The organism is Burkholderia sp. MSHR3999 (assembly GCF_000833595.1).
GTDB lineage: Bacteria > Pseudomonadota > Gammaproteobacteria > Burkholderiales > Burkholderiaceae > Burkholderia > Burkholderia ubonensis.
In genome coordinates, this window is record NZ_JRFO01000001.1 from 961453 (window position 1) to 976984 (window position 15532).

A 15532-nucleotide genomic window follows, 5' to 3' on the forward strand; every position below is an offset into this window, starting at 1 on the left:
GCGGCCCTTTGCTATCCTTGGTGCTTCCGTTCGCCCGGCCCGGCCGGCGCGACGTCCCGACGCCTGTTTCATGCTCCATCTCTTCTATTCGAACCGTCACGAAACGCTGGCCGACGCGCTGCTCGACGACCTGGCCGCGTTCCCGGCCCGCAACGCGCCGTGGGCGCCTCAGCAGATCATCGTGCCGAGCGCGGCGCTGCGCCGCCGACTCGAGCTCGACATCGCCGAGCGCCACGGCGTGTGCGCGAACGTCGAGTTCACCTATCTCGCGCAGTGGCTGTGGGCGCAGATCGGCCGCGTGATGACGGTGCCGGAGCGTTCGCCGTTCGCGCCCGACCGCCTCGTGTGGCGCTGCTACCGGCTGCTCGCGCAGGCGAGCGGCGATGCGCCCTGGCTTGCGTCGCCGCGGCTCGCCGGATATCTGTCCGCGTCCGACGACGCGATGCGCTACGAGCTCGCGCAGCGCGTCGCGACGGTGCTCGATCATTACCTGACCTATCGTCCCGAATGGCTCGCCGCGTGGCAGGCGGGCGAGTCGGTGCTCGCGGGCGACGGCGCGCCGCGCGGAATCGGCGACGCGGCGCGCGACGACGAGCGCTGGCAGGCGGCGCTGTGGCGCGCGCTGCTCGCGGAGCTGAGCGACAGCGGCACGCCGCCCGCGCACCGCTTCCTCGGCGACGCGCGGCATCTCGATCTCGACACCGTCGCGCGCGCGGACTGGCCGGAATCGGTCAGCGTGTTCGCATTGCCGACGATGCCGCCGCTGCACGTCGCGCTGCTGCGCGAGCTGTCGCGGTGGATCGACGTGCGCATCTACGCGCTCAATCCGTGCCGCGAATTCTGGTTCGACATCGTCACCGCCGCGCACGCCGAGTCGCTCGACGCGGCGGGGCGGCTCGACTACCAGGAAGTCGGGCACCCGCTGCTCGCCGAATGGGGCCGCCAGACGCAGGCGCAGCTGCACATGCTGCACGAGCTGACCGAAAGCGCGGCGTCGAGCGATGCGTCGCGCTACGTCGGCAATCCCGCGCCGACGTGGCTTGCGCGGATCCAGAACGCGATCCTCGACCTGCAGCCCGAGGCGGAGCTCGGCGAGCCGCCGGCCGAGCATGGCATCGAGGTGCACGTGTGCCACAGTCTCGCGCGCCAGCTCGAGGTGCTGCACGACCGCCTGCTCGCATGGTTCGACGCGGACGACAGCCTGCGGCCGTCCGACGTGCTGGTCGCGGTGGCCGATCTCGCCGCGGCGGGGCCGCTGATCGACGCGGTGTTCGGCACGTCCGGCGCCGGCAGCGCGCGCATCCCGTACCGGATTTCCGGCCTGCCGCCGTCGCAGGCGAACCCGGTCGCGCGCGTGCTGCTCGACTGGCTCGCGCTGCCCGAACGGCAGGTCGGCGCGCCGGAGCTGGTCGAATGGCTGCGCGTCGATGCGGTGGCCGCGCGCTACGGCATCGACGCGGCCGCGCTCGAAACCGTGCAGACCTGGCTTGCGGCCGCCGGCGCGCGCCGCGGGCTCGCGCCGCAAGCCAGCGACGATGCGCTGGTGCCGTCGCCGCGCCATACGTTCTCGGATGCGCTCGCACGCCTCTTTCTCGGCTACGCGATGCCGGACGGCGCGGCGCCGGTCGGCGGCTGGCTGCCGATCGAGGCCGCGACCGGCAGCGAGGCCGAACTGCTCGGCCGTCTCGCGCGCTTCACCGACGATCTCGACGGGTTCGCGCGGCGAGTGTCGGAGCCGCACGCGCCGCGCGCGTGGAGCGAGCTGTTCGCCGATACGCTCGCGCGCTTCTTCGATTCCGGCGCCGCTTATGCCGACGCGCTCGCGGGCGTGCGCGACGCGCTCGACGCGATGCTCGCGGCGATGGCGGAGGGCGCGCCCGAACAACGGCTGCCCGCGGCCGTCGTGCGCGCGGGGCTGGCCGCCGCGCTCGACGATCCCGCCCGCGGCGGGGTGCCGTGGGGCGGCGTGACGTTCTCGTCGCTGACGAGCCTGCGCGGGCTGCCGTACCGGATCGTGTGCCTGCTCGGGATGGACGACGGCGTGTTGCCGAGCCTCGCGCGCGCGGACGAGTTCGACCTGATGGGGGTGCTGCCGAAGCTCGGCGACCGGCAGCGGCGCGACGACGAGCGCAACCTGTTCCTCGACCTGGTGCTCGGCGCGCGCGACCGGCTGATGATCGCCTACACGGGGCGCAGCATCCGCGACAACGCGCCGTTGCCGCCGGCCGCGCTCGTCGACGAGCTGCTCGACCATCTCGCGCTCGTCGCGGCAGGTCCCGACGCCGCGCCGGACGCGGTCGACGCCGCGCGTCGCGCATTCCTCGTCGAGCATCCGCTGCAGCCGTTCGCCGCCGCGTATTTCCGGCCGGACGGGCCGCTGTTTTCCTATGACGCGGAACGGGCGTCGCTCGCCGCGCTGCTGGCCGCCGAGCCGTCGCGCGACGGCGCGCGCGCCACGGCGTTCTTTGTGCAGCCGCTGCCGGCCGAGCCCGTCGAGCCGGTCGCGTTCGCGGACTTCGAGCGCTTCTGGCGTCACCCGGCGCGCGCGCTGCTGCGCGAGCGCCTCGGCATCGTGCTCGCGGACGCGCAGGCCGAACTGCTCGACACCGAGCCGTTCGCGCTCGACTACGCGGGCAGCGACGCGCTCGCCGAGCGCGTGCTGCCGCTCCTGATCGAATCGGGCGACGCGCGCGCGCGCGACCATGCGCTGCGGATCGCCGACGCGAGCCCGGAGCTGCCGGGCGGCGCGACCGGGGCCGTCTGGCGTGACCAGGCGCTCGGCTCGCTGACGCAACTGGCGACGAACGTGCGGCAGGCGCTCGCCGACGGCGCCGAACGCCTGCCGTTCTCGATCGAGGTCGCGCCGGCGTGGCCCGCAGCGGAGCAGGCGCTGTTCGGCCCGTTCGACGCGGCGCTGTCGCGCGACGCGGCGGCCGCGCCGCTCGCGCTGCACGGCACGCTGAATCGCGTGACGGCCGCGGGGCAGGTCATCTTCCGCTATGCGCGGCCGAGCGCGCGGGACTACCTGTCCGCGTGGCTCGCGCATCTCGTCTACTGCGCGGCCGTGCCGGACGGGCCGCGCCGCACGCTGTGGTTCGGCAGCGGCGGCGCGTTCGAGCTGACGCCCGTCGCGGCGCCGCTCGAGCGCCTCGCGCCGCTCGCCGCGCTGTTCAGGGCCGGCCGGCGCATGCCGCTGCGCTTCTTTCCGCGCAGCGCGTGGGCCTGGGCGACCGATAGCGAAGCGAAGGCGGCAAGCGTGTGGATCAACGACCGGGTCGTGAGCGAAGCCGACGATCCCGCGCTCGCGATCGCGTGGCGCGGCGCGAATCCGTCGCTCGACGAGCCGTTCGGCACGCTCGCGCGGCTCGTGTTCGAGCCGCTCGTCGAACACCTGAGGGAGGCGGCATGAGCGGCGCATCGCATCCGCACGCGTCGCTCGAGCTCGACGTGTTCGCCTGTCCGCTGGACGGCGTCAACCAGATCGAGGCGTCGGCGGGCACCGGCAAGACCTGGAACATCTGCGCGCTGTACGTGCGCCTGCTGCTCGAGAAGGATCTCGGCGCGGACCAGATTCTCGTCGTGACCTTCACGAAGGCCGCGACCGCGGAGCTGCACGAGCGCATCCGCGGCCGGCTCGCGCAGCTCGCGCACGCGCTCGACACCGGCGACGACGGCGGCGATCCGTTCATCGCGCGGCTCGTCGACACGACGCTCGGCGACGGCGGCGTGCTCGATCCCGAGACGGCGGCGAAACGGATCCGGCGCGCGCTGCGCGCGTTCGACCAGGCGGCGATTCACACGATCCACGCATTCTGCCAGCGCGCGCTGCAGGAGGCCCCGTTCGCGGCCGCGATGCCGTTCGCGTTCGAGATGCAGGCCGACGATGCGGCGCTGCGCTTCGAGCTCGCGGCGGATTTCTGGCGCACCCGCGTCGAACCGATGGCGGCGCGCTGGCCGGGCTTCGCCGCGTGGCTCGTCGAATCCGGCGCGGGCCCGGCCGCGCTCGACGCGCAGCTCGCGCGCCGGCTGAAGAAGCCGCTCGCCGCGTTGCGCTGGGACGGCGTCGCGGAGCCGGACGAAACGGCGGAAGCGGCCGCGGCGGAATGTTTCGCGGAGGCGGCCCGGATATGGGCGGCCGAGCGCGACGCGCTCGACGCATTGCTGCGCGCCGCGCAGCCGGCGCTCAACCAGCGCTCGCACAAGCCGGAGGCGATCGCCGATGCGCTCGACGCGTGGGCCGCGCATTTCGCGCAAGCCGATGCGACGGCCGCGCTGCCGAAGGCCGCGCTGAAGCTGACGCATACGGCGCTCGTCAAGGCGACGAAGAAGGGCGGCGCGACGCCCGTGCATCCGTTCTTCGAGATCGCGGACGCGCTCGACGCGGCGGTGGCCGCCGCCGAGGCCGTGCAGCGCGCGCGCTGGCTCGCGCTGATCGCCGCGTGGCTCGACGACGCGCCGCGCGAGCTGGCCGAACGCAAGCGCACGCGGCGCATCGTGTCGTTCGACGATCTGCTCGCGAACCTGTATCACGCGCTGCACGAGCATCCGTGGCTCGCCGACACGCTGCGCGCGCGCTATCCGGCCGCGCTGATCGACGAGTTCCAGGATACCGATCCGCTGCAGTTCGCGATCTTCGACCGGATCTTCGCGCCAGGCGGGCCGCTGTTCCTGGTCGGCGATCCGAAGCAGGCGATCTACAGCTTCCGCGCGGCGGATCTGCATACGTACCTGGCCGCGCGCGCGCGGGCGAGCGCATGCTACACGCTCGCGGTCAACCAGCGCTCGACGCCGGCGATCGTCGATGCGTGCAACCGCTTCTTCCAGTCGAACCCGCGCGCGTTCGTGCTCGACGGGCTCGACTACTACCCGGTGCGCGCGGGCACGCGCGTGCGCGCGCCGCTGGCCGACGAGACGGATGCGGGCCCGGCGGGCGACTTCCGGATCTGGACGCTGCCGGACGGCGACGGCGTGTGGCTCAAGCGCGATGCGCAAGCGTATGCCGCGCAGGCGTGCGCGGCGGAGATCGCCCGGTTGATGCGCGGCGCGCGCGACGGCCGCGTGCGGCTCGGCGACACGCCGCTGTCGCCGGGCGACGTCGCGGTGCTCGTGCAGACGCACAAGCAGGGCAGCCTCGTGAAGCGCGAGCTCGCGCGATGGGGGATCGGCAGCGTCGAGCTCGCGCAGGCATCGGTGTTCTCGACCGGCGACGCCGAGCAGCTCGAGCGCGTGCTCGCGGCGATCGATGCGCCGGGCGACCTGCGGCGGCTGCGCGCGGCGCTGGCGTCGGACTGGTTCGGCCTCGATGCTCACGCGCTGTGGCGGATGGAGCAGGGCGGCGATGATGCGCCCGGCGCGGACGCCGCCACTGTCGGCGCCGCCAACGGCGCCGATGCGATGAGCTGGGTCGAGCGCTTTTCGCGCTACCGCCTGGTGTGGCGCGAGCGCGGCTTCGCGGTGATGTGGCGCACGTTCACGCGCGAGCTGCGGATCGCCGAGCGGCTGATGGCGGGCGCCGACGGCGAGCGCCGCGTGACGGACGTGAACCATCTGGCCGAGCTGACGCAGGCGCGCGCGTCGGCGCAGCCGGGCATCGCGCCGACGCTGCGCTGGCTGGCCGCGCAACGGCTCGACGGCGGCGGCGAGGATGCGCAGCTGCGCCTCGAATCCGATCGCAACCTCGTCCAGATCGTGACCGTGCACAAATCGAAGGGGCTCGAATACGCGATCGTGTTCTGCCCGTTCCTGAACGACGGCGCGCTGCGCGAACCGTTCGCGTCCGGGTTGCCGGACGCGCGCGAATATCACGACGAAGCGGGCGATGCGGTGCTGCACTACGGCTGCGACGACGCGGCCGCCGACCATGCGGCGCGACAGGCGTTGCGGGAGCAGGCGGCGGAGCGCGCGCGGCTCGTCTACGTGGCGCTCACGCGCGCGGTCTACCGCTGCTATCTCGTCGCGGGGCCGTACCTGTCGTCGCGCTCGACGCGCGAATCGCGGCGCAGCGTGCTCAACTGGCTCGTGGCCGGCGGTGGCGGGTCGTTCGACGCGTGGCTCGACGAGCCGCCCGACGATGCGGCGCTCGAACAGGCGTGGCGCGCGCTCGCGGGCGGCTCCGTGAGCGTCGCGCCGCTGCCGGTGCCCGCGCGCCGCGAGCGGCTTGCGGCCGGACACGACGCGAACGAGGCGCTGGCGGCGCGCCTGGCGTCGCGCTTGCTGCGGGATGCGTGGCGGATGGCGAGCTTCAGTTCGCTGACTGCGTCGATGGCGCGCGAGGAGGCGGGCGTCGCGGCCGTGCCGGAAGACGATCTGCGGCCCGATCACGACGCGCTCGCGGCGCTCGCGCCGGATGACGATCCGGGTGATGCGTGGCCGGAGGCCGCGCCGCCCGACGACGACATCCTCGTGTTTCCGCGTGGCGCGGCGGCCGGCGAGTGCCTGCATCGCCTGTTCGAGCTGAGCGATTTCACCGATCCGGGATCGTGGCACGCGGCCGCGCTCGGCGCGCTGCACGACCGGCCCGTCGAGGCCGAGCCCGAGCTCGGCGAGCGGCTGCCCGCGATGATGGCGCGGCTCGTCGACGACGTCGTGCGCACCGAGCTCGTGCCGGGCATGCGCCTGGCCGGGCTCGATCCGGCCAAGCGGCTCAATGAAATGGGCTTCCTGTTCGCGGCGCCGTCGCTGGACCTGAGCGCGCTGCGCCGGCTGCTGGTCGCGCACGGGTATCCGGACGTCGCGCTGGAGGCGGGCGTGCTCGCCGGTTACATCAAGGGTTTCATCGACATGATCGTCGAACATGACGGCCGGTTCTGGATCGTCGACTGGAAGTCGAACCATCTCGGCAATACGCCGGATGCCTACGGCCCGCGCGCGCTCGACGCGGCGATGGCCGATCACGCGTATCACCTGCAGGCGCTGCTCTATACGGTCGCGCTGCATCGCTACCTGCGCGGCCGGCTGCGCGACTACGACTACGACACGCATATCGCGGGCTACCTGTACCTGTTCGTGCGCGGCGTGCGGCCCGGCTGGCGCAGCGGCGGCGCGCCGGCCGGCGTGCATGCGCGGCGGCCCGCGCGCGAGCTCGTCGACGCGCTCGACCGGATGATGGAAGGGGGCCGCGCATGAGCACGCCCGACGATACGCTCGAGTTCACCGGCGGCCTCGTCGCACGCCTGCCCGAGCCCGCGGATTTCGGCATTGCGCTCGCGGAAGGCTTCGCGCGCCGGATCGGCGATCTCGCGCGCCGCGCGGGCGCGCCGGCCGCGGCGGCGCGCTGGGCCGCGCGCGCCGCGTTCGCGGCCAGCCGCGCGACCGCGGGCGGACACGTGTGCGTGTCGCTCGGCGCGCTCGCGCAGCGTTACGACGAACCGCTCGCCGACGTCCGCGCGGCGCTCGCGGCGAGCGGCGTCGCCGCGTTCGGCGCACTCGAGCGCGGCGAGGAGCGGCCGCTGATCGTCGACCGGCACGATCGTCTCTACCTCGCGCGCTATTTCGCGTACGAACGGCGGCTCGCCGAAGCGCTGGTCGCGCAGGCGAGCGCGGTGGCGGCTGACGACGCGCCGGCGCCCGACGTGCTGCGCGAGCGCCTCGCCCGCTACTTCGGGCCGGCGACCGGCGAAACCGACTGGCAGCGCGTCGCGGCGATCGTCGCGCTGACGGGCCGCGTGACGATCGTCAGCGGCGGTCCCGGCACCGGCAAGACGACCACCGTCGTCGGCGTGCTCGCGTGCCTGCTCGACGCGCATCCCGGCCTGCGCATCGCGCTGGCCGCGCCGACCGGCAAGGCCGCGCAACGGATGCAGGAAGCGCTGCACGCGCGGGCCGGCGACTTGCCGCCCGAACTCGCCGCGCGCCTGCCGAACACGTCCTACACGCTGCACCGCCTGCTGGGCGGCGGCGGGGCGGCGGGGTTCCGTCATCATCGCGACAACCCGCTGCCATACGACCTGATCGTCGTCGACGAAGCGTCGATGATCGACGTCGCGCTGGCCGCGCATCTGCTCGACGCGCTCGCGCCGGGCGCGCGGCTCGTGCTGCTCGGCGACAAGGACCAGCTAGCCGCGGTCGAGGCGGGCGCGGTGTTCGCCGAGCTGAGCGCGCGGCCGTCGTTCAGCGCGGCAGCTTGCGCGCGCATCGCGCACGCGCTCGGCATCGACGAAGCGGCGTTCGTCGCGGCGCTGCCGACGCCGGCCGATGCCGAGCCTGACGCAGCCGCGGCGGCGGCTGCGATCGGGCGCACGCCGGTCGCGCCGCCCCCGGCCGGCCCCCGCCAGGCGTCGCTGTTCGATGATGAGCCACCGGCGGCCGTGGCGACGGCCGACGAAGCCGCAGGCGACGCCGACGACGCGCCCGCATGGATCGAGGCCGACGAACTCGCGTGGCTCGACGCGGCCGCGTTGCCGCCGCTCGATGCCGGGGCCGCGCAGCGCGTCGCGGCGATGATTTCCGTTGCTCCGGAGGACGTCGAGGCCGCTGAAGCGATCACACCGGCGCCGCTCGCGGATTGCGTCGTGTGGCTCGAGCGCAATTACCGTTTCGGGCTCGATTCGCCGATCGGCCGCCTGTCGCTGGCGATCCGCCGCGGCGACGTGACGGAGGCGCTCGACGCGCTGCCGGCGAGCGACGCGGCCGCCGCGTCGTTCCACGAGGATGCCGGCGACGCGCTCGCCGCGACGACCGTCGAACGCCTTGCGCGGCGCTTTTCCGCCTATCTGGACGCGTTGCGGGATGCGCTCGCCGCCGCCGTGCCGGACCCGTTGCCGCTGTTCGACGCGCTCAACCGCTTCCGGATCCTGTGCGCGACGCGTGGCGGGGCGCGCGGCGCCGAACACGTCAATGCGCTCGTCGCGGCGCACGTGCGCCGCGCCGCGCACGTGCCGCTCGCAGTCGGCGCGCACTGGTTCACCGGGCGGCCGATCATGGTGACGCGCAACGACTATGCGCTCGGGCTGTTCAACGGCGACATCGGCATCGCGCTGCCCGACGCGCAGGGCGTGCTGCGCGTGTGGTTCAAGCGGGCGGACGGCACCGCGCGCGCGGTGTCGCCGGCCGCGCTGCCGCCGCACGAGACCGCGTTCGCGCTGACCGTTCACAAATCGCAGGGCTCGGAATTCGACGAAGCCGCGCTCGTGCTGCCGGCGACGTTCGGCCGCGTGCTGACGCGCGAGCTGGTCTACACGGCGGTGACGCGGGCGCGCACGCGCGTGCAGGTGATCGGCGGGCGCCGCGTGCTCGCGCAGGCGATCGCGACGCGCACGCAGCGCGATTCGGGGCTGTCGGCGCGCATCGCCGAGGCGCTCGCGCGGCGCGCCACGGAGGCGTCGCGATGATGATCCGCTATGCGCTCGATCCGGCCGAGATCGAATGGACCGCGGTGCGTGCGCAGGGCGCGGGCGGACAGAACGTCAACAAGGTGTCGAGCGCGATTCACCTGCGCTTCGACATCCGTGCGTCGTCGCTGCCGCCGCTGCTCAAGGAGCGGCTGCTCGCGCTGTCCGATCAGCGCGTCACGCGCGACGGCGTCGTCGTGATCAAGTCGCAGGAGCACCGGACCCAGGAGCGGAACCGCGAAGCCGCGCTGGCGCGGCTCGACGCGTTGATTCGCAGCGTCGCCGTCACGCCGCGCGCACGCGTCGCGACCCGGCCGACGCGCGCGTCGAAAGAGCGGCGGCTGGAGCACAAGGCGCGCCGCAGCGTCGTGAAGTCCGGGCGGGGGAAGATCGTGGATTGACGCGCGTCGTCAGCGCATGATCGTGCCCGCGCTGTCGAGCACGAAGTCGACGCAGAACACGACGAGCCGATCGTGCACGCGGGTCGCGACGGCGGCCGTATAGCAATCGCGGCCTTCCGTCAGCGAGAAGTGCGGCCCCATCAGCGCGACGCGGCCCGGCGCGGCGATCGCGCGCTGGAAGTACGGGCGCCGCGACCAGTTGCTGTGCGTTTCCGGGAAGAGCGGCGCAAGGCGTGTGGTGACCGGATTGCGCTCGTCGGGCTGCGCGCTGATCGACGGCAGGAATTGTTCGCCGATCTCGTTCGTGACGAACACGCGGCGCGCCGACGGCATCACGAGCACGCGCTGCGCGGCGTTGTGCAGGTCGCCGCTCGCGGCGAACGCGGCCGCGCCGGCGAGCACGAGCCGTTCGATCGCATCGAAGCCCGGCTGCGCGGCGCTCGTCTGCGCGTGGCGGCGGGCGATGAAGCGCTTCCACGCGGCATCGAGCAGCGCGGGCGCCGCCGCGCTCGCGCGGGCGATCGACGGGTCGGGCCGGCCGAGCTGGAAGCCCTGCACGAAATCGATGTCCGCTTCCATCAGCGCCTGCAGCGCGTCGTCGCTCTCGACGCCTTCCGCGAGCACCATCGCGCCGGCCTGATGCAGCATCGACACGAGGTGATGCATGATGCGGCGGTCGTCGGCGGACCATGTCGCGCGCTCGACGAGCGAGCGGTCGAGCTTGACGATGTCGGGCTTCGCGCGCCACACCCGGTCGAAATTCGAGAAGCCGGTGCCGAAATCGTCGATCGCGATCAGGAAGTCGCGGTGCTGGATCATGTCGATCGTGCGGGCGAGCGCGGCTTCGTCGCGCGACGGCTGCTCGACGACCTCGAGCACGACACGGTTCGGCGGCAACGCGAAATGCTTGCACAGCAACTCGACGAACTCGCGCTGCACGAGGCCTGAATCGAGCACGCGCGGCGTCACGTTCAGGAACAGCCAGCCGTCGCCGATGCCTTGCGCGACGAAATTCGCGGTATGCAGGCAGCGGGCGAGCCGGTCGAGCAGCAGCGCGTCGGCGTCGCCGTGCGCCTTGTCGAACAGCGCGCCGGGCGACAGCGTCTCGCCGTTCGCATCGGCGGCGCGCAGCAGCGCTTCATAGCCGACGACGCGCTTGTGCGTGATCGACAGCACCGGCTGGAACACGCTGCGCAGCGTCACGCCGCGATAGTCGGTCACCCAGCCGCTGGGCGTCGGCGTGAGGCGTTCGAGCAGGGATTCGAGTGAAAGGCCACGGGTCTGCGGCATGTCAGCGGCGCCCCGGGACGAGTGGCAGCGCAGTGTCGCGGCGGGCCGCCGAAGCGGCCGCGCGCGCAGGCAGGCGCGGTAGAACGAGGTCCATCTTGGCCGCCTCCTGCGGATAAGTGTTCCGAGTGTAGCGGGATACGCCCGGTTGGCGTATCAGGGTAACTCCACACGCTCTGCGCGTACAACCCGGTCCGGCGGGAAGGCGCGCGGCGGCATCGACATGGATCGGCGAAAACCGTGATGCGGGAGCGGCGGCGCGAATGCAAAAAACGCGCCCATGCGGGCGCGTCCGGTTCGCATCCGGGCGGGCATCGCGCCGGGCCGACGCCCGCGCGTTCGTCAGGTCGCCGGCCGCATGCCCGGCAGCCGCTTGATCACGCCGGTCGCGAGCGCCGTGCCGGCAAGCACGATCGCACAGCCTTCGAGCATCACGGCCGACACGTGTTCGCCGAGGAACAGCGCGCCCCACAGCAGGCCGAACACCGGAATCACGAACGTCACGGTGATCGCGCGGGCCGGCCCGACGTGCGCGATCAGATAGAAGAAAATGAAATATGCGATGCCCGTGCACGCGATGCCGAGGCCGAGGACGGCGCCCCACGCGTGCGCGCCGACCGGCGCGGCCGGCCAGGTCGCGATCGCGAACGGCAGCAGCAGCACCGTCGAGCCGATCATGCTGCCGGTCGCGTTGACGAGCGGGTCGACGCCGGTCAGCTTGCGCTTCGTGTAATTGGCCGCGATGCCGTACAGCAGCGTTGCGCCGAGCGCCGCGGCTGCGGCGAGCGCGGTCGCGCCCGCGCCGGCACCGCCGCGCGCGCTCGCAACCTGGTCCCAGACGAGCGTGAGCACGCCGGCGAAGCCGATCACGAGGCCGAGCGCGCGCGGCAGCGACAGCTTGTCCTTCAGCCACAGGTACGCGACGAGCGCGCCCCACAGCGGCGTCGTCGCGTTGATCACCGACGTCACGCCGGCCGACAGCGTGAGTTCCGCGAACGCGAACAGGCAGAACGGCGCGCCGGAGTTGAGCGCGCCGACGACGAACAGCGGCCATGCATGGCGGCGCAGTTGCGCGCCGAGCGTGGCGGGCGCAATGCGCGTCAGCGCGAGCCCGAGCAGGAACAGCGCGCCGATGCCGACGCGCAGCACCATCAGCGGCGCGACGCCGAACTCGGCGACGCCGATTCGGATGAACAGGAACGACGCGCCCCACAGGGCGGCGAGCACGGTCAGCAGGCAGGCATTTTTGGGTGACATCGGTCGTGACGCGGAAGCAGGGAAGGGGATGCGTTGCATCTTACACCGCGCATCCCGGCCGACGTTTCACGATCGGATGAAATGACAAGAAGCGGCAGATCGGCGGCGGCTCGCGAGCCGTCGCGCGCGGCCGTCAGTGGTGATGATGCCAGCCGCCGCGCCCGCCGAAGCCGAAATTGAGCGATACCGCCGGCCCCCACCAGCCGCCCCAGGCCGGCGCATAGGCGGGCGCCGGATAGTAGTAGGCGGGCGCGGGCTCGACGTACACCGGCGCGGGCTGGACGGGCGCCGCCGTGTAATAGCCGGACGGATAGTAGCCGTACGGGTAGTAGCAGCCGGCGAGAGACGCGCACGCGAGCGCCGCTGCGACGAAGGTTCTGGTCATGATGTCTCCCCGGCGAGACAGGCGAAGCGCCGATGCTTCAGCTTAGGCTGCGTGAGCGTGACAGGGTATGCAAAACGGTAACGGATCATTTCGCGTACCGGTACGGAAACCGCTGCGGGAACCGCGGCGGACATCGCATTGCGCAATGCACAAGATGCTACGTACTCCGCATCGCACCGTCCTCCACGCGGCCCACGCCGCCGGCGCGCATGCGAAAACGGCGCTGCCGCAGGCGGGTAGCGCCGTCCGGTCCGGCTCAGCCCGCGCGCCGCGAGGGCGCGGCGGGCTTACTTGCCGATCTGGTTGCCGATGATGCCGCCGGCGGCCGCGCCGCCGAGGGTCGACAGCGCATTGCCGCCGATCGCCGCACCGGCGACACCGCCGACGCCCGCGCCGATGGCCGTGTCGCGTTGACGTCTCGTCATCGAGTCGCACGCCGTCAGGCTGGCCATCGTCGCGACGAGCAGTGCGTACACCCCAATACGTCGGATCGATTTCATGGTCGTTGTCCTTGATGTTGTGAACGGAGGACGCGCGACCGATCGGTGGCCGCGCTTGAAACCAATCTACGCGCCGCTCCGGGCGGCTGCTGTAAGGACTTGTTAGAGCGTTCGCGCTTTCGTAATGATTTGTTTCCCGGATGCCGGCGGGTACGCAACGTGCGCAAAAAAGCCCGCTCGAAAGCGGGCTTCGTGCATCGCGGAGCGATCCGGCGCTTATTGAACGCCCATTGGGACGCTCATTGCCGGTGATAGATCTCGGCGCCGGTCTTCACGAACTCGACGGCCTTGACCTCCATCCCTTTCTTCAGCGCTTCGGTTTCGGACACGCCTTGCTGCGCCGCAAACTCGCGCACGTCCTGCGTGATCTTCATCGAGCAGAAGTGCGGGCCGCACATCGAGCAGAAGTGCGCGACCTTCGCCGAATCCTTCGGCAGCGTTTCGTCGTGGAATTCGCGCGCCTTGTCCGGATCGAGGCCGAGGTTGAACTGGTCTTCCCAGCGGAACTCGAAGCGCGCCTTCGACAGCGCGTTGTCGCGCACCTGCGCGCCCGGGTGGCCCTTCGCGAGGTCGGCGGCGTGCGCGGCGAGCTTGTACGTGATGATGCCTTCCTTCACGTCGTCCTTGTTCGGCAGGCCGAGGTGCTCCTTCGGCGTCACGTAGCACAGCATCGCGGTGCCGAACCAGCCGATCATCGCGGCGCCGATGCCCGACGTGATGTGGTCGTAGCCCGGCGCGATGTCGGTCGTCAGCGGCCCGAGCGTATAGAACGGCGCTTCCTTGCACCAGTCGAGCTGCAGATCCATGTTTTCCTTGATCAGCTGCATCGGCACGTGGCCCGGGCCTTCGATCATCACCTGCACGTCATGCTTCCACGCGATCTGCGTGAGCTCGCCGAGCGTCTTCAGCTCGCCGAGCTGCGCTTCGTCGTTCGCGTCGTAGATCGAGCCGGGGCGCAGGCCGTCGCCGAGCGAGAAGCTCACGTCGTACGCCTTCATGATTTCGCAGATCTCTTCGAAGTGCTCGTACAGGAAGCTTTCCTTGTGATGCGCGAGGCACCACTTCGCCATGATCGAGCCGCCGCGCGACACGATGCCCGTCATCCGGTTCGCGGTGAGCGGCACGTACTGCAGGCGCACGCCCGCGTGGATCGTGAAGTAGTCGACGCCTTGCTCGGCCTGCTCGATCAGCGTGTCGCGGAAGATCTCCCAGGTCAGGTCCTCGGCCTTGCCGTTGACCTTCTCGAGCGCCTGGTAGATCGGCACCGTGCCGATCGGCACCGGGCTGTTGCGGATGATCCACTCGCGCGTTTCATGGATGTGCTTGCCGGTCGACAGGTCCATCACCGTGTCGCCGCCCCAGCGGATCGCCCACGTCATCTTGTCGACTTCCTCGCCGATCGACGACGTGACGGCCGAGTTGCCGATGTTCGCGTTGATCTTCACGAGGAAGTTGCGGCCGATGATCATCGGCTCGGACTCCGGGTGGTTGATGTTCGCGGGGATGATCGCGCGGCCGCACGCCACTTCCGAGCGCACGAATTCCGGCGTGATCTCGGTGAGCGCATTGGGGCCGAATGCGGCGGCGCCGAACGCCTGGCCCGCATGCTGGCGGCCCATCATCGCGGCGAGCTTCGCGCCGTTCGGGCCGCTCGCCTTCAGGCTTTCCAGGTACTCGGCGCGGCGCTGGTTCTCGCGGATCGCGATGTATTCCATTTCCGGCGTGATGATGCCCTGGCGCGCATAGTGCATCTGCGTGACGTTCTTGCCGGCCTGCGCGCGGCGCGGATGGCGGTGCAGGCCCGGGAAGCGCAGGTCGGCCGTGGCCGGGTCGGCCGCGCGTTCGCGGCCGTACTCGCTCGTGAGGCCCGACAGCGTCTCGGTGTCGCCGCGCGCTTCGATCCAGCGCTGGCGCAGCGCGGGCAGGCCCGCGCGGATGTCGATCTTCGCTTCTGGATCTGTGTACGGGCCCGACGTATCGTAGACGTAAATGGGCGGATTCTTTTCACCGCCGAAGCCGGTCGGCGTGTCGGACTGCGTGATCTCGCGCATCGGCACGCGGATGTCGGGCTGCGACCCCGTCACGTAAATCTTGCGCGAATTCGGCAGCGGCGCGACGGCAGCAGCGTCGACGTGCGCGTCGGCGGACAGAAACTTCGGATTGGCGTTCATGCGATCTCCTGATGTGGGGCGCTCGCTAAGCAGGAGACGAGATTCGTGAGGCGGCGGGTTTCGTCAGAGGGATGGCGGCGAAGCCCGTACGCTTCCCTGCGCTGGCATTATCCAGATCAGGTTCAAAGGGTATTTCTCACCCGCAATTGCCGGTTCATTGACCGGGCGCATTGCAGGACCCCCGCGTTAGCAAGCGCACACG

The 15532-nt window shown here is 71.6% G+C and carries 9 protein-coding genes and 1 riboswitch; of the genes, 4 read left to right on the top strand and 5 right to left on the bottom strand.

Going from position 1 to position 15532, the window contains the following annotated elements; all coding sequences use genetic code 11:
- Positions 1-70: 70 nt before the first annotated feature.
- The 4 genes from recC to arfB are packed head-to-tail and all read left to right on the top strand — an operon-like array spanning position 71 to position 9730.
- The gene (gene recC / locus KY49_RS04615) at positions 71-3409 is read left to right on the top strand and encodes an exodeoxyribonuclease V subunit gamma (RefSeq protein WP_042583542.1); all 3339 of its coding nucleotides are present in this window, start codon (positions 71-73) and stop codon (positions 3407-3409) included.
- The gene (gene recB / locus KY49_RS04620) at positions 3406-7125 is read left to right on the top strand and encodes an exodeoxyribonuclease V subunit beta (protein WP_042583543.1); all 3720 of its coding nucleotides are present in this window, start codon (positions 3406-3408) and stop codon (positions 7123-7125) included. Before recC ends, recB begins: the two co-directional genes overlap by 4 nt.
- Entirely contained in the window at positions 7122-9329 is a 2208-nt protein-coding gene (locus KY49_RS04625; RefSeq protein ID WP_042583544.1) for an AAA family ATPase, read from the top strand. Before recB ends, KY49_RS04625 begins: the two co-directional genes overlap by 4 nt.
- Complete coding sequence (arfB, locus tag KY49_RS04630) at positions 9326-9730, top strand: alternative ribosome rescue aminoacyl-tRNA hydrolase ArfB (protein WP_042583545.1); 405 nt, start codon at positions 9326-9328, stop codon at positions 9728-9730. Before KY49_RS04625 ends, arfB begins: the two co-directional genes overlap by 4 nt.
- A 9-nt stretch (positions 9731-9739) precedes the next feature.
- Here arfB and KY49_RS04635 read toward each other — a convergent pair whose 3' ends face one another.
- The 5 genes from KY49_RS04635 to thiC all read right to left on the bottom strand — a co-directional run bounded on the left by KY49_RS04635 (position 9740) and on the right by thiC (position 15330).
- Positions 9740-11020, bottom strand: a complete 1281-nt coding sequence (locus tag KY49_RS04635; protein WP_042583546.1) for an EAL domain-containing protein — start codon at positions 11018-11020, stop codon at positions 9740-9742.
- A gap of 339 nt (positions 11021-11359) precedes the next feature.
- Positions 11360-12274 carry a DMT family transporter gene (locus KY49_RS04640; RefSeq protein WP_042583547.1) on the bottom strand — a complete coding sequence of 305 codons (915 nt, stop codon included), beginning with the start codon at positions 12272-12274 and terminating at the stop codon, positions 11360-11362.
- A 133-nt stretch (positions 12275-12407) separates the two neighbouring features.
- Positions 12408-12659, bottom strand: a complete 252-nt coding sequence (locus KY49_RS04645; protein ID WP_042583548.1) for a hypothetical protein — start codon at positions 12657-12659, stop codon at positions 12408-12410.
- 287 nt (positions 12660-12946) lie between these two features.
- Positions 12947-13159 carry a glycine zipper 2TM domain-containing protein gene (locus KY49_RS04650; protein ID WP_042583549.1) on the bottom strand — a complete coding sequence of 71 codons (213 nt, stop codon included), beginning with the start codon at positions 13157-13159 and terminating at the stop codon, positions 12947-12949.
- Positions 13160-13398: 239 nt separating this feature from the next.
- Positions 13399-15330: a phosphomethylpyrimidine synthase ThiC gene (gene thiC / locus KY49_RS04655; protein ID WP_042583550.1), complete on the bottom strand. Its 1932-nt coding sequence runs from the start codon at positions 15328-15330 to the stop codon at positions 13399-13401.
- 75 nt (positions 15331-15405) lie between these two features.
- Positions 15406-15523: riboswitch (TPP riboswitch) on the bottom strand.
- Positions 15524-15532 lie beyond the last annotated feature (9 nt).